This is a genomic window from Enterobacter sp. (genome assembly GCF_977039595.1).
The window spans coordinates 1-22,564 of the sequence record NZ_CDRQYH010000060.1 but is presented as its reverse complement, the minus strand read 5'-3'; the positions used below and the strand labels follow the sequence as shown (position 1 = coordinate 22,564).

General features: G+C 55.0%; 22 protein-coding genes. 14 read left to right on the top strand and 8 right to left on the bottom strand.

Annotated features, from left to right (window positions below; genetic code table 11):
• The 4 genes from ACWYRJ_RS16280 to msrA form a co-directional block, all read right to left on the bottom strand.
• The coding region (locus tag ACWYRJ_RS16280; protein WP_455508270.1) for a hypothetical protein at positions 1–199 on the bottom strand (199 nt) is incomplete at its 3' end.
• A gap of 2 nt (positions 200–201) precedes the next feature.
• The gene (locus tag ACWYRJ_RS16275) at positions 202–501 is read right to left on the bottom strand and encodes a hypothetical protein (protein WP_455508269.1); all 300 of its coding nucleotides are present in this window, start codon (positions 499–501) and stop codon (positions 202–204) included.
• Positions 498–1,400: a HamA C-terminal domain-containing protein gene (locus ACWYRJ_RS16270; protein ID WP_455508272.1), complete on the bottom strand. Its 903-nt coding sequence runs from the start codon at positions 1,398–1,400 to the stop codon at positions 498–500. The genes ACWYRJ_RS16275 and ACWYRJ_RS16270 overlap by 4 nt, the downstream gene beginning before the upstream one ends.
• Before the next feature lie 532 nt (positions 1,401–1,932).
• On the bottom strand, positions 1,933–2,574 hold the full coding sequence (gene msrA, locus ACWYRJ_RS16265) for a peptide-methionine (S)-S-oxide reductase MsrA (RefSeq protein WP_023310171.1): 642 nt from the start codon (positions 2,572–2,574) through the stop codon (positions 1,933–1,935).
• 223 nt (positions 2,575–2,797) lie between these two features.
• Here msrA and tamA point away from each other — a divergent pair, with 223 nt between their 5' ends.
• The 3 genes from tamA to ACWYRJ_RS16250 are packed head-to-tail and all read left to right on the top strand — an operon-like array spanning position 2,798 to position 8,651.
• Entirely contained in the window at positions 2,798–4,531 is a 1,734-nt protein-coding gene (tamA, locus tag ACWYRJ_RS16260; protein ID WP_455508268.1) for an autotransporter assembly complex protein TamA, read from the top strand.
• Positions 4,528–8,304 (top strand): autotransporter assembly complex protein TamB, encoded by a 3,777-nt coding sequence (gene tamB, locus ACWYRJ_RS16255; protein WP_455508267.1) that lies wholly within the window; start codon positions 4,528–4,530, stop codon positions 8,302–8,304. Before tamA ends, tamB begins: the two co-directional genes overlap by 4 nt.
• A 2-nt stretch (positions 8,305–8,306) precedes the next feature.
• On the top strand, positions 8,307–8,651 hold the full coding sequence (locus ACWYRJ_RS16250) for a gamma-glutamylcyclotransferase family protein (protein ID WP_111965369.1): 345 nt from the start codon (positions 8,307–8,309) through the stop codon (positions 8,649–8,651).
• Between the two features lie 155 nt (positions 8,652–8,806).
• Here ACWYRJ_RS16250 and ppa read toward each other — a convergent pair whose 3' ends face one another.
• The gene (gene ppa / locus ACWYRJ_RS16245) at positions 8,807–9,337 is read right to left on the bottom strand and encodes an inorganic diphosphatase (protein ID WP_111965368.1); all 531 of its coding nucleotides are present in this window, start codon (positions 9,335–9,337) and stop codon (positions 8,807–8,809) included.
• A gap of 309 nt (positions 9,338–9,646) precedes the next feature.
• On the opposite strand from ppa, the gene ytfQ reads away from it, so the two are divergent.
• The 5 genes from ytfQ to ACWYRJ_RS16220 all read left to right on the top strand — a co-directional run bounded on the left by ytfQ (position 9,647) and on the right by ACWYRJ_RS16220 (position 15,852).
• Positions 9,647–10,603: a galactofuranose ABC transporter substrate-binding protein YtfQ gene (ytfQ, locus tag ACWYRJ_RS16240; RefSeq protein ID WP_014882271.1), complete on the top strand. Its 957-nt coding sequence runs from the start codon at positions 9,647–9,649 to the stop codon at positions 10,601–10,603.
• A gap of 57 nt (positions 10,604–10,660) precedes the next feature.
• Positions 10,661–12,163 (top strand): galactofuranose ABC transporter, ATP-binding protein YtfR, encoded by a 1,503-nt coding sequence (gene ytfR / locus ACWYRJ_RS16235; RefSeq protein ID WP_008501421.1) that lies wholly within the window; start codon positions 10,661–10,663, stop codon positions 12,161–12,163.
• A 10-nt stretch (positions 12,164–12,173) separates the two neighbouring features.
• Positions 12,174–13,199, top strand: coding sequence for a galactofuranose ABC transporter, ATP-binding protein YtfT (gene ytfT, locus ACWYRJ_RS16230; protein WP_455508266.1), 1,026 nt, complete (start codon positions 12,174–12,176; stop codon positions 13,197–13,199).
• On the top strand, positions 13,186–14,187 hold the full coding sequence (gene yjfF, locus ACWYRJ_RS16225) for a galactofuranose ABC transporter, permease protein YjfF (RefSeq protein ID WP_023293434.1): 1,002 nt from the start codon (positions 13,186–13,188) through the stop codon (positions 14,185–14,187). Before ytfT ends, yjfF begins: the two co-directional genes overlap by 14 nt.
• 93 nt (positions 14,188–14,280) lie before the next feature.
• Positions 14,281–15,852 (top strand): methyl-accepting chemotaxis protein, encoded by a 1,572-nt coding sequence (locus tag ACWYRJ_RS16220; protein WP_149367320.1) that lies wholly within the window; start codon positions 14,281–14,283, stop codon positions 15,850–15,852.
• On the opposite strand, the gene ACWYRJ_RS16215 is transcribed toward ACWYRJ_RS16220, so the two are convergent.
• Both ACWYRJ_RS16215 and fbp read right to left on the bottom strand, forming a co-directional pair.
• Positions 15,824–16,180, bottom strand: a complete 357-nt coding sequence (locus tag ACWYRJ_RS16215; RefSeq protein ID WP_455508265.1) for a helix-turn-helix domain-containing protein — start codon at positions 16,178–16,180, stop codon at positions 15,824–15,826. The genes ACWYRJ_RS16220 and ACWYRJ_RS16215 overlap by 29 nt on opposite strands.
• 149 nt (positions 16,181–16,329) lie before the next feature.
• Positions 16,330–17,328 carry a class 1 fructose-bisphosphatase gene (gene fbp / locus ACWYRJ_RS16210; protein ID WP_023310178.1) on the bottom strand — a complete coding sequence of 333 codons (999 nt, stop codon included), beginning with the start codon at positions 17,326–17,328 and terminating at the stop codon, positions 16,330–16,332.
• Positions 17,329–17,525: 197 nt separating this feature from the next.
• Here fbp and mpl point away from each other — a divergent pair, with 197 nt between their 5' ends.
• On the top strand, positions 17,526–18,905 hold the full coding sequence (gene mpl / locus ACWYRJ_RS16205) for a UDP-N-acetylmuramate:L-alanyl-gamma-D-glutamyl-meso-diaminopimelate ligase (protein ID WP_455508264.1): 1,380 nt from the start codon (positions 17,526–17,528) through the stop codon (positions 18,903–18,905).
• A gap of 78 nt (positions 18,906–18,983) precedes the next feature.
• Here the strand turns inward: mpl and yjgA are convergent, their stop codons facing one another.
• Entirely contained in the window at positions 18,984–19,535 is a 552-nt protein-coding gene (gene yjgA, locus ACWYRJ_RS16200) for a ribosome biogenesis factor YjgA (protein WP_008501414.1), read from the bottom strand.
• A 95-nt stretch (positions 19,536–19,630) separates the two neighbouring features.
• Between yjgA and pmbA the strand changes: the two genes are divergently transcribed.
• The 5 genes from pmbA to ACWYRJ_RS16175 form a co-directional block, all read left to right on the top strand.
• Positions 19,631–20,983, top strand: a complete 1,353-nt coding sequence (pmbA, locus tag ACWYRJ_RS16195) for a metalloprotease PmbA (protein WP_008501413.1) — start codon at positions 19,631–19,633, stop codon at positions 20,981–20,983.
• Between the two features lie 38 nt (positions 20,984–21,021).
• Entirely contained in the window at positions 21,022–21,408 is a 387-nt protein-coding gene (cybC, locus tag ACWYRJ_RS16190) for a cytochrome b562 (protein WP_008501412.1), read from the top strand.
• 315 nt (positions 21,409–21,723) lie between these two features.
• Positions 21,724–22,062 (top strand): glycine dehydrogenase, encoded by a 339-nt coding sequence (locus tag ACWYRJ_RS16185; RefSeq protein ID WP_115876605.1) that lies wholly within the window; start codon positions 21,724–21,726, stop codon positions 22,060–22,062.
• A 10-nt stretch (positions 22,063–22,072) separates the two neighbouring features.
• A complete protein-coding gene (locus ACWYRJ_RS16180) occupies positions 22,073–22,435 on the top strand; it encodes an SFCGS family glycine-rich protein (protein ID WP_237424412.1) in 363 nt (120 codons plus the stop codon).
• 2 nt (positions 22,436–22,437) lie between these two features.
• A partial coding sequence (locus tag ACWYRJ_RS16175) for a DUF4312 family protein (protein WP_455508271.1) occupies positions 22,438–22,564 on the top strand: 127 nt, incomplete at its 3' end.

Below are 22,564 nucleotides of genomic sequence, written 5' to 3'. Positions count from 1 at the left end.
CAGCAAAACTAATTGTTCTACTGCTATTTAATAATTGATATAACTCATACTGCCTGTCTGTAAAATATATGCCATCTTCATCAGTTTTTTGCACTGATTTCTTAACTATAGTATCTATTTCTCTGTCTAACGGTAATGTTACTCCTTCAGATATTAGTTTTTCCGCCGCATATATCCCAATTCTATTAATTACGGCCAAACCTACAAATTTAAAATAAGGATCGTTTTTTTGAATGTTGCTATTTTGCTTATGATTTCGAAAGCATATGTTCTATATTTTTCTTTAGATGAGTGAGATAATATATCCGCAAAACGTAAAGCATGTGCGATTTTAATATCGTCTGTTTTCTCTAACTTTCTTTTTGAGAGCCAGTCAAATAATGTCTCGTCGTACAGAGTTCTTATATATTTGTATGTTTCTTTGAAGTAAGGACTTTCAAAAGCATCTTCTGCAAGGCGAGCCGCTAAATGAACATTCTTACTTGAGTGTAATTCATTCATAGGTTTCCCTCGATGGTTAGCATATCTTTAATTAACTGCTTACGAGTTGTTTCTATATTTGTAAAGGGAACTATATATATATGAAACTCATGTCCAAACAGGTTGTTGTTTTTAATTTTTCTTTGTATTGTCTTAACAGCTCGTGAGGCATGTTCTTTAACTGACTCATTTACCCACTCTCTAAATTCTTTGTTCTTCATTGATAGTATGGAGCTATCAACCGGTAATTCGAATCCGAGGAAAATGCCAAATGATAAATCAAGGTCAGGTCCGTCATTGCCTGATGGAAGCAGGATGGATTTTATTTTTTCATAACCGTCTTCCGAAACCATTTCATTTATAACATGTGTATCAATTAATCCTCTTTCATACCCCATTCCATTGGCTTTAAAATCAACAATTGAATCAAATGCCTCTCTGGCTCCCTCTAAAAGATCTGCATATAGTTTAGACTCTCCAAATATTAATTGGAAACTATCACCTGTTTCTAATAGATGCACGCCATCCGAACCTTTGATGTAGTCGTTAGAGTCTGTTTTCAGTTCCATTTTAGATAGTAATTTTGGAGCATTCAGTCCCGCTTCAAGAAAAGCATATAAAAGAAGTTCTCCTAATTCACCTTCATTTGAATTGTAACTACGAAATTTTTGTATTGCTTCAAAGAAAGGCTTAGGACTATAAGAAGGATAGTTTTTATTAAACTCCTCAATCCGTCTATTAGAGTGTACGTAGCTTATTATTAATTCCCTTAATTCCTCAACTAATTTTGAATATATGAATTGATTGCTCTCAATATTCAAAATATGTACATTTAAAGTTGATTGCTGTGGAGAAGAATCTATATGTACAGTTTTAAATAAATCCAGAAATCTTTTATGTACTCGTATTGGTAGTAACATATCCACAATACCTTCTTGTTATCATGGATAAAATTTATCATACCAACTTTTCGTTGTCGATTTCTTGCACATAGTATAGGTACTGTATTAATATACAGTCAAGAGGGGTTTAAAAGTTTCTTGCTTAAATTACATTCCTTTGATGAATACTTTTTCTTTATGGCTTTACTTATTCTATCTCATTTATTAATTTAAAGAGTTCCAGTAATTCTCATCAAACCCGCACCAACACTGACATACTGCCCCAGTAAAGTGGATTCAAAATGGCTGTTTAACATAGTTTATCCGGCTTCTCGCCAGATCCTCAGAAGGGGAGTTGATACCATTTGTGTGAAAACACATTGAACACCAGCTCGTAGCGTTGAGCCGATTATTTCAGCGGGTAGTATAGCGTAAAGAGATGTAAATCTGCCAGAGGTCACATTTTGACGAAGATAGCCGGAGGGAGCGGCCAACGCGTGGTGGTTAGGTTATGAGACAACGCTGTCGCTGCCGTGTGCGCCACGCTGCTCGCGTGGCGCTGGAACGGAAATCAGGCCAGCTGTGGCGGCAGGCAGACGCCGATGCCCCCGATACCGCAATAGCCGTACGGGTTTTTATGCAGATACTGCTGGTGATCGTCTTCCGCATAGTAGAATGGTTTCGCGGTTGTGATTTCCGTCGTTACCTCGCGCGTGTCGCCCGCTTCACGCATGGCCTGCTGGAAACGCTCAAGGCTGGCGCGCGCGGCGGCATCCTGCTCCGGCGTGAGCGGATAAATGGCCGAGCGATACTGTGTGCCGTGGTCGTTGCCCTGACGCATGCCCTGCGCCGGGTCGTGGTTCTCCCAGAAGACCTGCAGCAGCTGTTCGTAGCTGATTACCGCAGGGTCATAGACCACGCGCACCGCTTCCGCATGCCCGGTTTCGCCGGAGCAGACTTCGCGATAGGTAGGATTCGGCGTGTAACCGCCCGTATAGCCAGCCGCCGTGCTGTAAACGCCGGGGAGTTGCCAGAAGAGGCGCTCAACGCCCCAGAAACAGCCCATGGCGAACAGGGCGATTTCCATTCCCTCCGGCACGTTGGTCATGGAATGGTTATTGACGGCGTGTAAGGTCGCCACAGGCATAGGGGTGTTGCGTCCCGGTAATGCATCAGCTTGTGAAACCAGATGCTTTTTGTCGAATAAACTCACGATGGGGCCTCCCGGGGTGCGATGTTTCAGTTAAGGTTGTCACGAAGCGTTTAATTGAACACAATAAATGCGCTGAATCAGTCTAGATTTAATCATAAGAAATATTTGGGTGTTACACCCATTTTCAACCCGCGATTCGGGTTTTTGGCCACAGGCCGTATTTTGCCGCGGAGCGGCACTTCATTTGCTTCCAGGGTGGAAACAGGGATATTCAGGAGAAAACGTGACAAAAATCCGCCAGTTATGTTTAGTCAGTGTGTTGCTGACAAGCGGGATTGCCAGCGCGGCGAATGTCCGTTTGCAGGTTGAGGGGTTATCCGGGGCGCTACAAAAAAACGTGCGTGCGCAGTTGTCGACCATCCAGAGTGATGAGGTGACGCCGGACCGGCGTTTTCGCGCGCGCGTAGATGATGCGATCCGTGAAGGGCTGAAAGCGCTGGGGTATTACGAACCCACCATTGATTTTGACCTCCGTCCGCCGCCAAAGAAGGGGCGCCAGGTCCTTATTGCCCGCGTTTCGCCGGGTGAGCCGGTACTGATTGGCGGTACGAACGTCATCCTGCGCGGCGGGGCGCGTACCGACCGGGATTATCTGGACCTGCTCAGCACGCGGCCGAAAATCGGTACCGTGCTTAACCACGGTGACTACGACCATTTCAAAAAAGAGCTGACGAATGTTTCCCTGCGTAAGGGCTACTTTGACAGCCAGTTCAATAAAAGCCAGCTGGGCATTGCGCTGGAGAGACGTCAGGCCTTCTGGGATATCGACTACGACAGTGGAGAGCGCTACCGCTTTGGCGACGTGACGTTTGAAGGTTCACAAATTCGCGAAGAGTACCTGCAAAACCTCGTGCCTTTCAAAAAAGGGGATTACTACCAGTCGAGCGATCTCGGAGAGCTGAACCGACGCCTCTCCGCTACCGGCTGGTTTAACTCCGTAGTTGTCGCACCGGAATTTGAGAAGTCTCGCAAAACCAAGGTGTTGCCGCTGCATGGCGTTGTCTCGCCGCGCACCGAGAACACCATTGAGACCGGTGTTGGCTACTCGACGGTTGTCGGACCACGCGTGAAAACCTCGTGGAAAAAACCGTGGATGAACTCGTACGGCCACAGCCTGACCACCAGCCTGAGCCTCTCTGCGCCCGAGCAGCAGCTGGATTTCAGCTACAAAATGCCGCTGCTGAAAAATCCGCTTGAGCAATATTACCTTCTGCAGGGCGGTTTTAAGCGCACCGATTTAAACGACACCAAGCAGGACTCTACGACGCTTGCGGTCTCCCGCTTCTGGGATCTCTCCAGCGGCTGGCAGCGCGCCATTAACCTGCGCTGGAGCCTGGACCACTTTACCCAGGCCAACGTCACCAATACCACCATGCTGCTTTATCCGGGCGTGATGATCAGCCGCACCCGCTCGCGTGGGGGCCTGATGCCGACCTGGGGCGACTCACAGCGCTACTCGATCGATTATTCCAACTCCGCCTGGGGCTCCGACGTGGACTTCTCCGTCCTGCAGGCGCAAAACGTCTGGATCCGCACGCTGTATGACAAACACCGCTTTGTGATGCGCGGCAATCTCGGCTGGATTGAAACCGGAGACTTCGAGCGCGTTCCGCCGGATCTGCGCTTCTTCGCCGGGGGCGACCGCAGCATTCGTGGATATAAGTACAAATCGATCTCACCTGAGAACGAAAAGGGCCAGCTAACCGGTGCGTCAAAACTGGCGACGGGATCGCTGGAGTATCAGTACAACGTCAGCGGAAAGTGGTGGGGCGCCATGTTTGTTGACGGCGGTGAAGCGGTGAACGATATCCGCCGCAGCGACTTTAAAACCGGCGCGGGCGTGGGCGTACGCTGGCAGTCGCCAGTCGGACCCATCAAGCTCGACTTCGCCGTGCCTGTCGGCGACAAAGATGAACACGGATTACAGTTTTACATCGGTCTGGGGCCTGAATTATGAGTTTGTGGAAGAAAATAAGCCTCGGGGTACTGATTTTTATCGTGCTGCTGCTCGGTACGGTGGCGTTTCTGGTAGGAACGACAACCGGGCTGCATTTGCTGTTTAACGCCGCGAACCGCTGGGTGCCGGGGCTGGAGATTGGTCAGGTGACGGGCGGCTGGCGCGATCTGCGTCTGAAGAATATCCGCTACGAGCAGCCGGGCGTGGCGGTGAACGCCGGGGAGTTTCATCTCGCGGTGAAGCTGGGCTGTCTGCGTGACAGTAAGCTCTGCGTCAACGACCTGTCGCTTAAAGACGTTAACGTGGCGATAGATTCGAAAAAAATGCCGAAGTCTGCGCCGGTCGAGGAAGAGGACAGCGGCCCGCTGAATCTCTCCACGCCTTACCCGATCGCGCTCTATCGGGTGGCGCTCGATAACGTCAATATCAAAATCGACGACACCACCGTGTCCGTGATGGATTTCACCTCCGGCCTGCGCTGGCAGGAGAAAAACCTCACCCTGACGCCAACGTCCCTGCAGGGCTTATTGATCGCGCTGCCGAAAGTGGCCGACGTGGCGCAGGAAGAGATCGTCGAGCCGAAGATCCAGAACCCGCAGCCGGAAGAGAAGCCGCTGGGCGAAACGCTGAAAGACCTCTTCTCGAAGCCAGTGTTGCCGGAAATGACCGACGTTCATCTGCCGCTGAACCTAAACATTGAGGAATTCAAAGGCGAACAACTGCGTCTGACGGGCGATACCGACCTGACGGTCTATAACATGCTGCTGAAGGTCAGCAGCATTGACGGCAACATGAAGCTCGACGCGCTGGATATCGACACTAACCAGGGATCGGTGAATGCGTCAGGGACTGCCCTGCTGCGCGATAACTGGCCGGTGGACATCACGCTTAACAGTGCCCTCAACATCGATCCGCTGAAAGGCGAAAAGGTGAAGGTTAAAGTGGGTGGAGCGCTGCGCGACAAGCTGGACGTCGGGGTCAATCTCTCCGGCCCGGTGGACATGGTCCTGCGCGCGCAAACCCAGCTGGCGGAAGCCGGGCTGCCGCTCAATCTTGAGGTGGTCAGCAAGCAGCTTTCCTGGCCATTCACCGGCGAAAAGCAGTTCCAGGCCGATGACCTGAAGCTGAAGCTGAGCGGCAAGATGACCGACTACACGCTCTCGTTCCGCACCGCGGTGAAGGGACAGGGCGTGCCGCCCGCGAACATTACGCTGGATGCGAAGGGCAACGAACAGCAGGTCAACCTCGACAAGCTGACCGTCGCGGCGCTTGAAGGCAAAACCGAGCTGACCGCGCTGCTCGACTGGCAGCAGGCGATCAGCTGGCGCGGAGAGCTGAAGCTGACGGGCATTAATACCGCCAAAGAGGTGCCGGACTGGCCGTCAAAACTGGATGGCCTGATCAAAACCCGCGGCAGCCTGTACGGCGGTACGTGGCAGATGGACGTGCCGGAAATTAAGCTCACGGGGAACGTGAAGCAGAACAAGGTTAACGTTGAAGGCTCGGTGAAAGGCAACAGCTATCTGCAGTGGGTTATCCCAGGGCTGCACGTGGCGCTGGGCCGCAACACGGCGGATATCAAAGGCGAGCTGGGGGTGAAAGATCTCAATCTGGACGCCACCATCGACGCGCCGAATCTGGATAACGCCCTGCCGGGGCTTGGCGGCACGGCGAAAGGACTCGTGAAGGTGCGCGGCACGGTAGACGCGCCGCAGCTGCTGGCGGACATTACCGCCAATAACCTGCGCTGGCAGGAACTGAGCGTTGCCCGCGTTCGCGTTGAAGGGGATGTGAAATCCACCGATCAGATCGGCGGTAACCTGAACCTGCGCGTGGAGCGCATTTCTCAGCCGGACGTGAACATCAGCCTGGTCACCCTGGATGCCAAAGGGAACGAGAAGCTGCACGATCTCCAGCTGCGCGTGCAGGGCGAGCCGGTCTCCGGCCAGCTTCACCTCACCGGCAGCTTCGACCGCAAAGAGGAGCGCTGGAAAGGTACGCTGGATAACACCCGTTTCAATACGCCGGTCGGGCCGCTGGCGCTCTCGCGCTCCATCGCCCTGGACTACCGCAACGCTGAGCAGAAGATCAGCATTGGACCACACTGCTGGACCAACCCGAATGCGGAGCTGTGCGTGCCGCAGACCATCGATGCGGGCGCGGAAGGGCGGGCGCAGATCAACCTCAACCGCTTCGATCTGGCGATGCTGAAGCCGTTTATGCCGGATACAACTCAGGCGAGCGGCGTCTTCAGCGGAAAAGCCGATGTCGCCTGGGATACCACCAAAGAGGGGCTGCCGCAGGGTAGCGTCACGCTGTCCGGGCGTAACGTGAAGGTGACGCAGGAGGTCAACAACGCGCCCCTTCCAGTGGCGTTCGATACTCTGAACCTGAGTGCCGATCTGCATAACAATCGCGCACAGCTGGGGTGGACAATCCGCCTGACCAACAACGGCCAGTTGGATGGGCAGGTCCAGATTACCGATCCGCAGGGACGGCGTAATCTGGGCGGTAACGTCAACATCCGTAACTTCAACCTGGCGATGGTGAACCCGATTTTCGCCCGCGGGGAAAAAGCCGAGGGCATGCTGAACGCTAACCTGCGCCTGGCCGGCAACGCGCAAAGCCCACAGCTGTTCGGTCAGATGCGGCTTAGCGGCGTGGATATTGACGGCAACTTTATGCCGTTTGACATGCAGCCCAGCCAGATCGCGATGAACTTCAACGGCATGAGCTCGACGCTGAGCGGCTCGGTACTGACGCAGCAAGGGCAAATCAACCTGAGCGGCGACGCGGACTGGAGCCAGCTCGATAACTGGCGCGCGCGTATTGCCGCGAAAGGCAGCAAGGTGCGCATCACCGTACCGCCAATGGTACGCCTGGACGTCTCGCCTGATGTGGTCTTTGAAGCCACGCCAAGCCTCTTCACGCTTGACGGACGCGTCGACGTGCCGTGGGCGCGCATCGTGGTTCACGACGTGCCGGAAAGCGCGGTCGGCGTCTCAAGTGATGAAGTTATGCTCAATGAAAATCTGAAACCTGTCGAACAGAAGAGCGCGGGCATACCGATTAATAGTAATCTTATCGTGCACGTGGGGAATAACGTGCGGTTGAATGCGTTTGGGCTGAAGGCGAGGCTCACGGGCGACCTGAAGGTGGCGCAGGATAAACAAGGGCTTGGCCTGAACGGGCAAATTAATATTCCTGAAGGGCGTTTCCATGCGTATGGTCAGGATCTGATCGTCCGTAAAGGCGAGCTGCTATTCTCCGGTCCACCGGATCAGCCTCTGTTGAACATCGAAGCGATTCGTAACCCTGAAGCGACGGAAAACGACGTTATTGCTGGCGTACGCGTTACCGGTTCCGCCGACGAACCGAAGGCGGAGATCTTCTCTGACCCGGCGATGTCGCAGCAGGAAGCCCTCTCTTATCTGCTGCGTGGACAAGGTCTGGACAGCGGTCAGAGCGACAGCGCGGCGATGACCTCGATGTTAGTGGGTCTGGGGGTTGCACAAAGTGGGCAGGTTGTGGGTAAAATCGGCGAGACGTTCGGCGTAAGCAATCTGGCGCTGGACACCCAGGGCGTGGGTGACTCCTCGCAGGTGGTGGTCAGCGGCTATGTACTGCCGGGTCTGCAGGTAAAATATGGTGTGGGGATCTTTGACTCACTGGCAACACTCACGTTACGCTATCGCCTGATGCCTAAGCTATATCTGGAAGCAGTGTCCGGCGTAGACCAGGCACTTGATCTGCTCTATCAGTTTGAGTTTTAGCAATGCGAATATTTGTCTACGGCAGTTTACGAACCAGGCAAGGCAACAGTCACTGGATGACCAATGCCCAGCTACTGGGGAATTACGATATCGAGAACTACCAGTTGTACAGCCTGGGCCACTATCCAGGCGCGGTTCCGGGCGAAGGAACAGTACAGGGTGAAGTTTATCGTATTGATAACGCGACACTTGCCGAACTTGATGCCTTGCGCACCAGGGGCGGTGAATACGCACGCCAGTTGATCCAGACGCCGTACGGAAGCGCGTGGATGTATGTCTACCAGCGTCCGGTCGAAGGGTTAACGCGGATTGTAAGCGGTAACTGGTTAGACAGAGACCAGTACTGAAAAAAACAGCGCCACCGTGAGGTGGCGTTGTTTTTTTACGCCTCTTGCCGGGTGGCGCTACGCTTACCCGGCCTACATGTTCACTGTAGGCCCAGCTGCGCGCCCGCCACAAAAAAAGCCCCGACGTGCGGGGCCTTCATTAACAGCGGTAAGAATTACTTCTTAGCAGCGCGTTCGAAAGAGGAGATGATTTCCGCTTTCGCTGCTTCTGCGTTGTCCCAGCCGTCAACTTTAACCCACTTGCCTTTTTCGAGGTCTTTGTAGTGCTCGAAGAAGTGAGTGATCTGCGCTTTCAGCAGCTCTGGCAGGTCGTTCACATCTTTGATGTGATCGTACTCTTTGCTCAGCTTGGTGTGCGGTACCGCAACCAGCTTCGCATCTTCACCGGATTCGTCGGTCATTTTCAGCACGCCAACTGGACGGCAGCGAATGACGGAGCCTGGCTCCAGTGGGTATGGCGTTGGGACCAGCACGTCAACCGGGTCACCGTCCAGAGACAGGGTATGGTTGATGTAACCGTAGTTGCACGGATAGAACATCGCGGTAGACATGAAACGGTCTACGAACAGGGCGCCGCTCTCTTTGTCCACTTCGTATTTGATCGGATCTGCGTTAGCCGGGATTTCGATAACTACGTAGATGTCTTCTGGCAGTTCTTTACCCGCTGGGACGTTGAGTAAGCTCATGTCGGTGTCCTTTAAAATGGATGGTAAACAAGTGGCAGGTATTATAGCCAACTCGCGCTGAATGTCTCCGCCTGTTTTCGCCTTCTCTCCACGTTCTTCCCACTTTTCAGACCGATTCCATGACAGAAAAATCCATAAACTCAGCCGCATTTTTCATGGAGAAATGAAAGCGATTACAAACTTGTGATTAACGTTTTATTCACTTTTCTGAAGTGTGATGTAACGCAATTCGTTACATATTTCATGGGCTATAGTCATTCCGCAGAACATCTTTTAACCAACAATAACTCACCCTACGAGGACGTTCATATGTGGAAGCGCTTACTCCTGGTCACAGCAGTTTCGGCAGCCATGTCGTCTATGGCGATGGCCGCTCCCTTAACCGTAGGTTTTTCGCAGGTCGGCTCTGAATCTGGCTGGCGAGCGGCAGAAACCAACGTGGCGAAAAGCGAGGCTCAGAAACGCGGCATTACCCTGAAAATCGCCGATGGTCAGCAAAAACAAGAGAATCAGATCAAAGCCGTGCGCTCCTTTATCGCCCAGGGCGTGGATGCCATCTTTATTGCACCCGTCGTGGCAACCGGCTGGGAACCCGTCCTGAAGGAAGCGAAAGACGCTGAGATCCCGGTCTTCCTGCTCGACCGTTCCATCGACGTCAAAGACAAATCCCTTTATATGACAACCGTCACCGCTAACAACGTGCTTGAAGGGCAGTTGATTGGCGACTGGCTGGTGAAACAGGTCGACGGCAAGCCGTGTAACGTCGTTGAGCTGCAGGGCACCGTCGGCGCGAGCGTGGCCATCGACCGTAAAAAAGGCTTTGCTGAAGCCATCGCGAAAGCGCCAAACATCAAGATCATCCGCTCTCAGTCCGGCGACTTTACCCGTAGTAAAGGTAAAGAGGTCATGGAAAGCTTCATTAAGGCTGAAAACAACGGCAAGAATATCTGCATGGTTTACGCCCACAACGATGACATGGTAATCGGCGCGATTCAGGCAATTAAAGAAGCAGGCCTGAAGCCGGGCAAAGATATCCTCACCGGCTCTATCGACGGCGTGCCGGATATCTACAAAGCGATGATTGACGGCGAAGCCAACGCCAGCGTGGAGCTGACGCCAAACATGGCGGGCCCGGCATTCGACGCGCTGGAGAAATTCAAGAAAGACGGCACGATGCCGGAGAAAGTGACGGTTACCAAATCCACGCTCTACCTGCCTGACACGGCGAAAGAAGAGTTAGAGAAGAAGAAAAATATGGGCTACTAAGCCTGTCTGAACATGCCGGGTGGCGCTGCGCCATCCGGCTTGATGCAGGGGGAAACCATGACCACTGAACAACACCAGGAAATCCTCCGCACAGAGGGCTTGAGCAAATTCTTCCCCGGCGTAAAAGCGCTGGATAACGTTGATTTTAGCCTGCGGCGTGGGGAGATCATGGCGCTGCTGGGCGAGAATGGCGCGGGAAAATCGACGCTGATTAAATCCCTGACCGGCGTTTATCACGCCGACCGCGGCACCATCTGGCTGGAAGGCAACGCCATTTCGCCAAAAAATACCGCCCATGCCCAACAGCTGGGGATCGGGACGGTCTATCAGGAAGTGAACCTGCTGCCGAATATGTCGGTGGCGGATAATTTGTTTATTGGCCGTGAGCCGCGACGCTTTGGCCTGCTGCGCCGCAAAGAGATGGAGGCGCGGGCGACAAAGCTGATGGAATCCTACGGCTTCTCCCTCGACGTCCGCGAGCCGCTGAACCGCTTTTCCGTGGCGATGCAGCAGATCGTCGCCATTTGTCGCGCGATCGATCTCTCCGCGAAGGTACTCATCCTGGACGAACCCACCGCCAGCCTCGATACCCAGGAAGTGGAGATGCTCTTTACCCTGATGCGCCAGCTGCGCGATCAGGGCGTAAGCCTGATCTTCGTTACCCACTTCCTCGATCAGGTATATGAGGTGAGCGATCGCATTACGGTGCTGCGCAACGGCAGCTTTGTTGGCTGCCGCGAAACCCGCGAGCTGCCGCAGATCGAGCTGGTGAAAATGATGCTGGGTCGTGAGCTGGAAACCAACGCCCTCCAGCGCGCAGGGCGCACGCTGCTGAGCGAGAAACCGGTCGCCGCGTTCAGCGATTACGGCAAAAAAGGAGTGATATCGCCGTTTAACCTTGAGGTGCGGCCGGGCGAAATTGTCGGGCTGGCGGGCCTGCTAGGCTCGGGCCGAACCGAAACCGCCGAGGTGATCTTCGGGATCAAGCCCGCGGACAGCGGCAGCGCGCTGATCAAGGGCAAACCGCAAACCCTGCGATCGCCGCATCAGGCCTCCTGTCTGGGCGTCGGCTTCTGCCCGGAAGATCGGAAAACGGACGGTATCATTGCCGCAGCCTCGGTGCGGGAGAATATCATTCTGGCGCTGCAGGCCCAGCGCGGCTGGCTGCGCCCGATCCCCCGTAAAGAGCAAAATGCCATAGCCGAACGCTTTATTCGCCAGCTCGGGATCCGCACCCCGAGCGCGGAACAGCCGATCGAGTTCCTCTCCGGCGGCAACCAGCAGAAGGTGCTGCTGTCGCGCTGGCTGCTGACCAAACCGCAGTTCCTGATCCTCGACGAACCGACCCGCGGCATTGACGTGGGGGCGCACGCCGAAATTATCCGACTTATCGAAACCCTGTGTGCAGACGGTCTGGCCCTGCTCGTCATTTCGTCCGAGCTGGAGGAGCTGGTAGGTTATGCCGATCGCGTCATTATCATGCGCGATCGCAAGCAGGTGGCAGAGATCCCGCTGGATAAGCTGTCCGTTCCGGCGATCATGAATGCCATTGCGGCATAAGGAGTGAATCGTGATGTCCCGTTCGCTTTCGCAAACCGGTGAGTCAAAGCGCCGCTTCAGCTGGCCAACCGGCACGCCGCAAATCGCGGCGCTGCTGGTGGTACTGCTGGTTGACAGCCTTGTCGCACCGCATTTCTCCCAGATTATCGTGCAGGATGGTCGCCTGTTTGGCAGCCCGATAGACATCCTGAACCGTGCTGCGCCCGTGGCGCTGCTGGCCATCGGGATGACGCTGGTCATTGCCACCGGCGGGATTGATCTCTCCGTCGGTGCGGTGATGGCTATCGCCGGGGCCACTGCAGCCTCCATGACCGTGGCCGGGCATAGCCTGCCGGTGGTACTGCTGGCGGCCTTAGGCACCGGCGTGCTGGCCGGATTATGGAACGGCATTCTGGTGGCGGTGCTGAAAATTCAGCCTTTTGTCGCCACGCTTATCTTAATGGTGGCCGGGCGTGGGGTGGCGCAGCTGATTACCTCCGGCCAGATTGTCACCTTTAACTCCCCGAGCCTGGCGTGGCTTGGTAGCGGCAACCTTCTGTTCTTCCCGACGCCGGTGATTATTGCCCTGGCCACGCTCGTTGTCTTTTGGCTCTTCACCCGTAAAACGGCGCTCGGCATGTTCATTGAAGCGGTTGGGATCAACATTCGCGCCGCGCGCAACGCCGGGGTCAACACGCGGCTGATGGTGATGCTGACCTACGTGCTGAGCGGTATCTGCGCCGCCATCGCAGGGGTGATCGTCGCGGCGGATATCCGCGGAGCCGATGCCAACAACGCCGGGCTTTGGCTGGAGCTGGACGCAATCCTGGCTGTGGTCATCGGCGGCGGGTCGCTGATGGGCGGGCGCTTTAACCTGCTGCTCTCGGTGATCGGCGCGCTGATCATTCAGGGCATGAACACCGGGATCCTGCTCTCCGGTTTTCAGCCGGAACTCAACCAGGTTGTGAAAGCGGTGGTCGTACTCTGCGTGCTGATCGTCCAGTCGCCGCGCTTTGTCAGCATCATTAAGGGGATCCGTGGCCATGATAAAACGTAATTTACCGTTGATGATCACGCTGGGCGTATTTGTGCTGGGGTATCTCTACTGCCTCACCCAATTCCCCGGCTTTGCCTCGACGCGCGTGATCTGCAATATCCTGACCGATAACGCCTTTTTAGGCATCATCGCCGTCGGGATGACCTTTGTGATCCTCTCCGGCGGGATCGATCTCTCCGTCGGCTCGGTGATCGCGTTTACGGGCGTGTTCCTCGCGAAGGCGATCGGCTTCTGGGGGATCTCTCCGCTGGTGGCGTTTCCGCTGGTGCTGGCGATGGGCTGCGCGTTTGGTGCCTTTATGGGGCTGCTGATCGACGCGCTGAAAATTCCTGCCTTTATCATCACCCTCGCCGGGATGTTCTTCCTGCGCGGCGTGAGCTATCTGGTGTCGGAAGAGTCGATTCCCATTAACCATCCGGTGTACGACACGCTCTCCAGCCTGGCGTGGAAAATTCCCGGCGGCGGTCGCCTGAGCGCGATGGGGCTGCTGATGCTGGGCGTTGTGGTGATCGGCATCTTCCTCGCCCACCGTACCCGGTTTGGCAATCAGGTTTACGCCATCGGCGGTAACGCTACGTCGGCAAACCTGATGGGGATCTCGACCCGCAGCACTACCATCCGCATCTATATGCTCTCGACAGGCCTGGCGACGCTGGCGGGTATCGTCTTCTCGGTGTATACCCAGGCGGGCTATGCCCTTGCAGGCGTTGGCGTTGAGCTGGATGCGATTGCTTCTGTGGTCATCGGCGGTACGCTGCTTAGCGGCGGCGTGGGTACGGTGCTGGGGACGCTGTTCGGCGTGGCGATTCAGGGACTGATACAAACCTATATCAACTTTGACGGCACGCTCAGCTCGTGGTGGACGAAGATCGCCATCGGCATTCTGCTGTTTATTTTTATTGCCCTGCAGCGTGGCCTGACGGTGCTCTGGGAGAACCGTCAAAGCTCACCTGTTACCCGCGTAAACACATCGGTAACAGAGCGATAACACGCTGAATTTGCTTAAAGTCTAAACATTTTCCGGTAGCGGCCGATACTCTTTTTTTATGCCCAGAAATATCTCGCTACCGGAAATAATATCATGCTTAAAACGCTATCGATTCGTACCGGCTTGCTCTCTTTACTGGCCGTTATGACCCTTCTGCTGCTGATTGTCAGCGGCATTGGCATTTATGCCCTCACACAGAGTTCTTCTTCGCTGCAGCGCATTAATCACCTTCAGGGTGAGCAGATGGTGCAGCTAAATTCAGGCTATACGCTGATCCTGCGCGCCCGCAATGAAGCGGGTCAGGCCGTCCGCATGATGGAAATCGGCATGCTGGACGATGCGGCCAAAGCGGTAAAAAACATCAATCAGGAAGTTGCCCTGGCCCAGAAAACGCTGAAAGGCGTGATTGACGCCGGCGTGGCTGACGAGCAGGGGCAACATCTGCTCGACAAAGTGTCAGCCAGCCTGGCGACATATAACCAGCAGGGGATCAGCCCGATGTTGAAAACCCTGAACGACCAGAGCGCGGACGGGTATTACGATCTGCTGGAGAAGACGCTGATCCCGGTGGCAAAACAGTTTGATAACGATATGCAGGCGTTTCAGAAATGGAGCGAAGCGCGTGGTCAGGCGGAAGTAAGTGCCGTACAGTCGAGTAAAACCCGCGTGCTGATCCTGATTATCGTCGCAGCGCTGCTGACGGCGGGCATTATCGTGCTCGCGTGGCTGGTGCTGCGCCATATGCTGCTCCAGCCGCTCTCGGCCTCCATTGCTCAGCTGGAGAACGTGGCGGCGGGGGATTTAACCCATACGCTTGCCGAGCCCGCGAGTCAGGAGTTTAACCGCCTCAACGCGGTGATAGAGGAGATGCGACAGTCGCTGATGAACTCGGTAATGCGGGTACGCGATGCCAGCTCGCAAATTGACACCGGCAGCCGCGAACTGACCCTGGGAAACCGCGATCTTGCCGAGCGTACGGAATCCACCGCCACGTCGCTGGAGCAGACGGCGGCCAGCATGGAACAAATCACCGCGACGGTGAAACTCAACGCGGATAACGCCGAGCAGGCGCACCAGCTGGCGAAGTCGGTGTCCGATACGGCCGATCACGGCAGCGAAATGGTCTGCTACGTGATTGAAAAAATGCGCGATATCTCCGGCAGCTCGGCGCGCATCGCCGACATCCTGAGCGTGATCGACGGTATTGCCTTCCAGACCAATATTCTGGCGCTTAACGCCTCCGTGGAAGCGGCGCGCGCGGGCGAGCAGGGGCGTGGGTTTGCCGTCGTCGCGGGCGAAGTGCGAAACCTTGCCAGCCGCAGCGCCGACGCGGCGAAAGAGATCCGATCGCTTATCAGTGATTCGCAGACCCACGTTAACGAGGGCAGCGAGCTGGCTCAGCAGGCTGGCGAAACGATGGATGAGATCGCAACAGAAGTGCTGCGCATGACCAAACTGATGCGTGAGATTGCGACCGCGTCCCAGGAGCAAAGCCGCGGCATTGAGCAGGTGAATATTGCGGTGAATCAGATGGACGAAACCGCGCAGCAGAATGCGGCGCTGGTGCAGCAATCCTCCGCTGCGACCCGCTCCCTTGAGGAGCAGTCGCGTCAGCTTATGGAAGCGATGTCATCATTCAAAGTGACGACTCAGACCGCTGCATAATATTACTCAACCCCGGTACGTTCTGTGCCGGGGTTTTATTTCCCCCGGAATTAATTGCCGCAATATTATCGTGAATTTCACCCATTAATATTTCCAGCGAGCTGGTTAAGGCTAACGCTTTTTCCGTCGGTTCAAGATATAAACCTTTTCGGAAAAATAATGGTTCATCAAAGAGTTGATTAAAACGCTTTAAGGCCAGACTTACCGCGGGGCGTGACATCTCCAGACGCAAAGAGGCTTTTGCCATGCTACCGCAGCGGACGATTTCAATAAATACAGGGATAAGATTTAAATCAATGCCGGTATTAGCACGGGAATAATTGTTCATTGCGATTCTGCTCCACGAAATATCTGTCAAACTGTTATGGAAATAATGCAGGAGCAGTGGTGAATATTAAAGCATGTTTTTTATAAACACTTATACGGTAAAATATATAAATGACAGGGGAGCCAGAACGGCTCCCCTGAAGAGAGGTATTACGCGTCCGGGTACTCACGGATAAAACGTTCAACGTCTTCAACCATGTGGTTGTTACCGACGAAGAATGAACGGCGCTGGTGAAGACTTTCCGGCACGATATCCAGAATACGCTCTTTACCGTCGCTCGCCTTGCCGCCCGCCTGTTCGGCGAGGAATGCCATCGGGTTGCACTCGTACAGCAGACGCAGTTTCCCGTCCGGATGGCTGGCGGTGCTTGGGTAGAGGTAGATACCGCCTTTCAGCAGGTTACGGTGGAAATCCGCGACCAGAGAGCCAATATAGCGGGACGTGTAAGGGCGCTGGGTCGCTTTATCTTCTTCCTGGCAGAATTTAATGTACTTCTTCACGCCGTTCGGGAATCGGATGTAGTTGCCTTCGTTGATGGAGTAGGTGTTGCCCTTTTCCGGGAAGCGCATGCGTTCCTGGCTCAGGCAGAAAACGCCCAGTGAAGGATCGTACGTAAAGGCGTGAACCCCGCATCCGGTGGTATACACCAGCATGGTGGAGGAGCCATAAACGACGTAACCGGCAGCAACCTGATTAATGCCAGGCTGCAGGAAATCTTCTTCGGTCACCGGCGTGCCAACAGGCGTGACGCGGCGATAGATGGAGAAAATGGTACCGACAGAAACGTTAACGTCGATGTTTGAGGAACCGTCGAGCGGATCCATCAGAACAACGTATTTAGCGTGTTCACACCCTTCGAAAACAACAATTTCATCTTCTTCTTCAGAGGCGATACCCGCAACGATGTCGCGCGCGCGCAGTGCAGCTTTCAGTTTTTCATTTGCGAACAGATCGAGTTTCTGTTGAACCTCGCCCTGAACGTTCTCGGCACCGCTGGCACCCAGGATATCGACCAGACCGGCCTTGTTGATATCACGGTGGATGATCTTAGCGCCCAGCTTTATTGCCGACAGCAAAGCAGTGAGTTCACCGGTAGCATGAGAGAACTCGTGCTGCTTTTCGACAATAAATTCACCTAACGTTTTCATAACACTTTCCCTGCATCTTTGTGAGTAGAGCGATTGTATGTTCACTAAAACGACTAAAGCCCAACAATCTTAACAAATATTCAAATAGTAGCGCAGAGGTGAATCGCGCCAGCAACATACGGATTTACCTGAAATGCGTTTCACAGCCGCTAACATGTGAGTAAAATGTGCGCCACATTGAAGAAGGATAGTGACGTATGCGCATTCATATATTGGGGATTTGTGGCACTTTCATGGGCGGACTGGCAATGCTGGCGCGCTCGCTGGGCCATGAAGTGACAGGTTCGGACGCCAATGTGTATCCGCCAATGAGCACACTTCTGGAAAAACAGGGCATCTCTTTAATTCAGGGCTACGATGCCAGCCAGCTGGATCCCGAGCCGGACCTGGTGATCGTTGGTAACGCGATGACCCGCGGCAATCCGTGCGTCGAGGCGGTACTGGAACGCAATATTCCGTTCATGTCCGGCCCGCAGTGGCTGCATGACTTCGTCCTGCGCGAACGCTGGGTGGTTGCCGTTGCCGGTACTCATGGCAAAACCACGACCGCGGGCATGGCAACCTGGATCCTCGAAGCCTGCGGCTATAAGCCGGGCTTCGTGATCGGCGGCGTACCGGGTAATTTCGACGTTTCTGCGCGTCTGGGTGACAGCCCGTTCTTCGTGATCGAAGCCGACGAATACGACTGCGCGTTCTTCGACAAGCGCTCCAAGTTCGTGCATTACTGCCCGCGCACCCTGATCCTCAACAACCTTGAGTTCGACCACGCGGATATTTTTGACGATCTGAAAGCGATTCAGAAACAGTTCCACCATCTGGTGCGCATTGTTCCGGGTCAGGGGCGCATCATCCTGCCGGAGAACGATATCAACCTGAAGCAGACTCTGGCGATGGGCTGCTGGAGCGAGCAGGAGCTGGTGGGCGAGCAGGGCCACTGGCAGGCGAAGAAACTCAACGCCGATGCCTCCGAGTGGGAAGTGCTGCTCGACGGTGAAAAAGTGGGTGAGGTGAAGTGGGGCCTTGTGGGCGAGCACAACATGCACAACGGCCTGATGGCCATTGCTGCGGCGCGTCACGTCGGCGTTCTGCCTGCGGATGCAGCCAACGCGCTGGGCTCGTTTATCAATGCCCGCCGCCGTCTGGAACTGCGCGGTGAAGCCCACGGCGTTACCGTGTATGACGATTTCGCGCACCACCCAACGGCCATTCTGGCAACGCTTGCCGCCCTGCGTGGCAAGGTCGGCGGTACCGCGCGCATTCTGGCGGTGCTGGAACCGCGTTCGAATACCATGAAGATGGGCATCTGCAAAGACGATCTGGCGCCGTCGTTAGGGCGTGCCGATGAAGTCTTCCTGCTGCAGCCGCAGCATATTCCGTGGCAGGTGGCTGAAGTAGCCGATGCCTGCATTCAGCCTGCGCACTGGAGTGCGGACGTGGATGCGCTCGCGGATATGGTGGTGAAAGCCGCTCAGCCCGGCGACCATATTCTGGTGATGAGCAACGGTGGGTTCGGTGGGATCCATCAGAAGCTGCTGGACGGTCTGGCGAAGAAAGCGGAAGCGGCAGCCGACGCGTAAAAAAAAAGCCCGGTGGCGCTCGCGCTTACCGGGCCTACGCTCTTTTCTCCCTCGCCCCACAGGGGTGAGGGGAACGAATTACTCTTCGTTCTCAGACAGCTCGCGCAGATACTGGAAAATCAGGCGCGCGGACTTCGGCGGCTTATTCCCTTCTTTCTCTTTCTTCGCGTTGCGGATCAAGGAACGCAGCTGCTGGCGGTCGGCATCCGGCCACAGGTTCAGCACTTCCGGCACGGCATCATCACCCTGTTCAATCAGACGATCGCGGATCTGCTCCAGCTTATGAAACAGCGCAACCTGCTGGTTGTGGCGGTTTTTCAGCTTGTCCAGCGCCTGGCGGATCGGATCGACGTCGCGCTGACGCAGCATTTTCCCGATAAGCTGAAGCTGGCGACGACGGCCTTCTTTTTTGATTTTCTGTGCCAGTTCAATGGCATCGCGCAGATCCTGGTCGAGCGGGATCTTGTCCAGCGCGTTTTTGCCCAGCTCTACCATTTCCGCGCCAAGCTGTTTTAACTCTTCGGCGTCACGTTTAATTTCACTTTTACTGACCCAGATGATCTCATCATCTTCGTCTTCGATGTCATCACCGGGAACGTCGTCGAGCCAGTCTTCGGGCTGCTTAGTCATGTCAGGCTCCTTAAAAAAAGAGGCTAATGTTACCAGTTAAGACGCGCACTGAAAAACGGTTCTCTGTTAGACTTCAGATAACTCTCTCTTACAGTATGGCATTTGCGATGAAAGTAACCTCACAAGTTGAAGCGCAGCGTAAGATTCTTGAAGAAGCCGTCTCCACCGCGCTGATGCTTGCTTCAGAAAAATCAGATGGCGCCGAAGTGGCGGTCAGCAAAACCACCGGCATCAGCGTGAGTACCCGCTATGGTGAAGTGGAGAACGTAGAATTCAACAGCGATGGCGCGCTTGGGATCACGGTGTATCACCAGAATCGCAAAGGCAGCGCGTCATCCACCGATCTCAGCCCGGATGCCATTGCCCGTACGGTGCAGGCGGCGCTGGATATTGCCCGTTATACCTCTCCGGATCCTTACGCAGGCGTGGCGGATAAAGATCTGCTGGCGTTTGACGCGCCGGATCTCGATCTGTTCCACCCGGCGGAAGTGACCCCGGACGAAGCGATCGAGCTGGCCGCGCGCGCGGAGCAGGCTTCCCTGCAGGCGGATAAGCGCATCACCAATACCGAAGGCGGCAGCTTCAACAGCCACTACGGCATCAAAGTCTTCGGCAACAGCCACGGCATGCTGCAGGGCTACTGCTCTACCCGCCACTCGCTCTCCAGCTGCGTCATCGCCGAAGAGAACGGTGACATGGAGCGCGACTACGCCTACACCATTGGCCGCGCGCTGGGGGATTTGCAGTCTCCGGAGTGGGTGGGTAAAGAGTGCGCCGAACGCACGCTGTCTCGCCTGTCGCCGCGTAAACTCTCCACCATGAAAGCGCCGGTTATCTTTGCCAACGAAGTGGCGACCGGTCTGTTTGGCCATCTGGTGGGCGCTATCGCGGGCGGCTCCGTTTACCGTAAATCGACCTTCCTGCTCGACTCGCTGGGCAAGCAGATCCTGCCGGAATGGCTGACCATCGAAGAGCATCCGCATCTGCTGAAGGGGCTTGCCTCCACGCCGTTCGACAGCGAAGGCGTGCGCACCGAACGTCGCGATATCGTTAAAGACGGCATTCTGACCCAGTGGCTGCTGACCAACTACTCCGCGCGCAAGCTGGGGCTGAAAAGCACCGGGCACGCGGGCGGCATTCACAACTGGCGTATTGCCGGACAGGGCCTGAACTTTGAGCAGATGCTGAAAGAGATGGGCACCGGTCTGGTGGTCACCGAGCTGATGGGCCAGGGCGTAAGCGGCATCACCGGAGACTACTCGCGTGGCGCGGCGGGCTTCTGGGTGGAAAACGGCGAAATCCAGTATCCGGTGAGCGAAATTACCATCGCCGGCAACCTGAAGGACATGTGGCGCAATATCGTTACTGTCGGTAACGATATTGAAACACGCAGCAATATACAGTGTGGTTCTGTATTACTCCCGGAAATGAAAATCGCCGGACAATAGAGATAGCGTTTTGTTAATAATAAAAAAGGAAGTGAGCAATGCGTAAACATCTGTTAGCGATCGTCGCGGCTTCAACGCTGGTTCTTGGCTCTTCTGCGTTTGCTGCCGATCTTGAAGACGACATGGGCATCCTCGGGCAAAACCTGAAGGTGGTGCAGAAAACCGACAATGCGGCGGAAATGAAAGACGCGCTGACCAAAATGCGTGAAGCGGCGCTGGACGCACAAAAAGCGACGCCTCCAAAGCTGGAAAGCAAAGCGGCAGACAGTGCAGAGATGAAAGACTACCGCCACGGCTTTGACGTGCTGGTCGGCCAGATCGACGGCGCGCTGAAGCTGGCTAACGAAGGCAAAGTGAAGGAAGCCCAGGCGGCAGCCGAGCAGTTTGTGACGACCCGTAACACGTATCACAAGAAATACCGTTAACCGATCGCGCATCTGACAAACAACCAGCGGGGGCCAGCGGCCCCCGTTTTTTTTACGCGGTAATAAGTAAACCCTATCGCCATCACATTTTTGCGTCACCACGCCTGAACGTTTCGTTTCCCCGACGCGCGTTTTGCCGCTGGAATACGTGATATTCATCACGCAAATACCGTCATTAATTCAGATTCACCGCATTTATGTGGCACAGATCACTGCTGCGGCTCGCCTTTCCACTTCGAAGTGGAAAACAACTCGCTACAAACAATTCCCCCCCAACGTTAGTTTTATTCCAGAGCCATTAACGGGGTAAGACCAGTGATTAACGGAGCGGTAATGAACGACGTTGGGGAACAGGCGGAGCAAACAGAACAGCTCGCGAACACCATGCTGCAGCAGGTTTATGCCCTGCTGTCCCGGAACAACATCATCCCCAATGCGGTACAGGAGCAGATGCTCACCTCCCACGTGCGCGCCATGGCGCACCGGTCCGTGACCGGCGAGCCGCTGCCGGAGGTTGAAGCAGAGCTGTTTGACGAAATTTCACCGGATTCAATGCGGCTTGCCCGTGAAGTGGTCGCGCAGTTTGGCAACCTTCCTGATGAAGAAGCCTGGCTGCTCTCCGTTCACTTTGAAGTCGCGAAAGACAACCTTTAAGGAGCAACACATGGAACAGATTACAGTCGTGATTGGCGATCGCCTGGGTAAAGGTCAGAAAGTGGCTGCCGGTGTGGAAAAAGCAGGTGGACGCGCGGTTGTCGTACCGGGCATGGCGGCAGACATGAAGCTCGGCGACATGATGAAAGCGGAAAACGCCACCTTCGGCATCTCCTTTTGCGGCAGCGGCGGCGCGGGTGCCATCACCGCCCAGACCAAATACGGCTACAAGGCTAAATACGGCATGCGTTCCGTGGATGAGGGCGTCACCGCCATCAACGAAGGCTGCAACGTGCTGGGCTTTGGCTTTATGGATAAAGAAGAGCTGGGCGAGCGTCTGGTGCAGGCGTGGCAGAAAAAATACGGCGCATAAGCATGAAAGAACAGTTCACAACCACGGTGAGAGTGAAGGGGAAGGGCGACGCCAAAGCGCGCGCCTTTGCCGACGCCCTCAACCACGTTCAGGCTGCGGTGATGAAAGCCTCACCGCATATCTTACTGC

Excerpts from the sequence above, each read along its gene's own strand:
- ACWYRJ_RS16275 (WP_455508269.1), bottom strand. The coding sequence starts at position 501 with ATGAATGAATTACACTCAAGTAAGAATGTTCATTTAGCGGCTCGCCTT.
- ACWYRJ_RS16215 (WP_455508265.1), bottom strand. The coding sequence starts at position 16,180 with ATGAACAATTATTCCCGTGCTAATACCGGCATTGATTTAAATCTTATC.
- ACWYRJ_RS16270 (WP_455508272.1), bottom strand. The coding sequence starts at position 1,400 with ATGTTACTACCAATACGAGTACATAAAAGATTTCTGGATTTATTTAAA.
- fbp (WP_023310178.1), bottom strand. The coding sequence starts at position 17,328 with ATGAAAACGTTAGGTGAATTTATTGTCGAAAAGCAGCACGAGTTCTCT.
- ACWYRJ_RS16250 (WP_111965369.1), top strand. The coding sequence starts at position 8,307 with ATGCGAATATTTGTCTACGGCAGTTTACGAACCAGGCAAGGCAACAGT.
- yjgA (WP_008501414.1), bottom strand. The coding sequence starts at position 19,535 with ATGACTAAGCAGCCCGAAGACTGGCTCGACGACGTTCCCGGTGATGAC.
- ppa (WP_111965368.1), bottom strand. The coding sequence starts at position 9,337 with ATGAGCTTACTCAACGTCCCAGCGGGTAAAGAACTGCCAGAAGACATC.
- pmbA (WP_008501413.1), top strand. The coding sequence starts at position 19,631 with ATGGCATTTGCGATGAAAGTAACCTCACAAGTTGAAGCGCAGCGTAAG.
- ytfQ (WP_014882271.1), top strand. The coding sequence starts at position 9,647 with ATGTGGAAGCGCTTACTCCTGGTCACAGCAGTTTCGGCAGCCATGTCG.
- ACWYRJ_RS16180 (WP_237424412.1), top strand. The coding sequence starts at position 22,073 with ATGGAACAGATTACAGTCGTGATTGGCGATCGCCTGGGTAAAGGTCAG.
- yjfF (WP_023293434.1), top strand. The coding sequence starts at position 13,186 with ATGATAAAACGTAATTTACCGTTGATGATCACGCTGGGCGTATTTGTG.
- cybC (WP_008501412.1), top strand. The coding sequence starts at position 21,022 with ATGCGTAAACATCTGTTAGCGATCGTCGCGGCTTCAACGCTGGTTCTT.
- ACWYRJ_RS16220 (WP_149367320.1), top strand. The coding sequence starts at position 14,281 with ATGCTTAAAACGCTATCGATTCGTACCGGCTTGCTCTCTTTACTGGCC.
- ytfR (WP_008501421.1), top strand. The coding sequence starts at position 10,661 with ATGACCACTGAACAACACCAGGAAATCCTCCGCACAGAGGGCTTGAGC.
- tamB (WP_455508267.1), top strand. The coding sequence starts at position 4,528 with ATGAGTTTGTGGAAGAAAATAAGCCTCGGGGTACTGATTTTTATCGTG.
- mpl (WP_455508264.1), top strand. The coding sequence starts at position 17,526 with ATGCGCATTCATATATTGGGGATTTGTGGCACTTTCATGGGCGGACTG.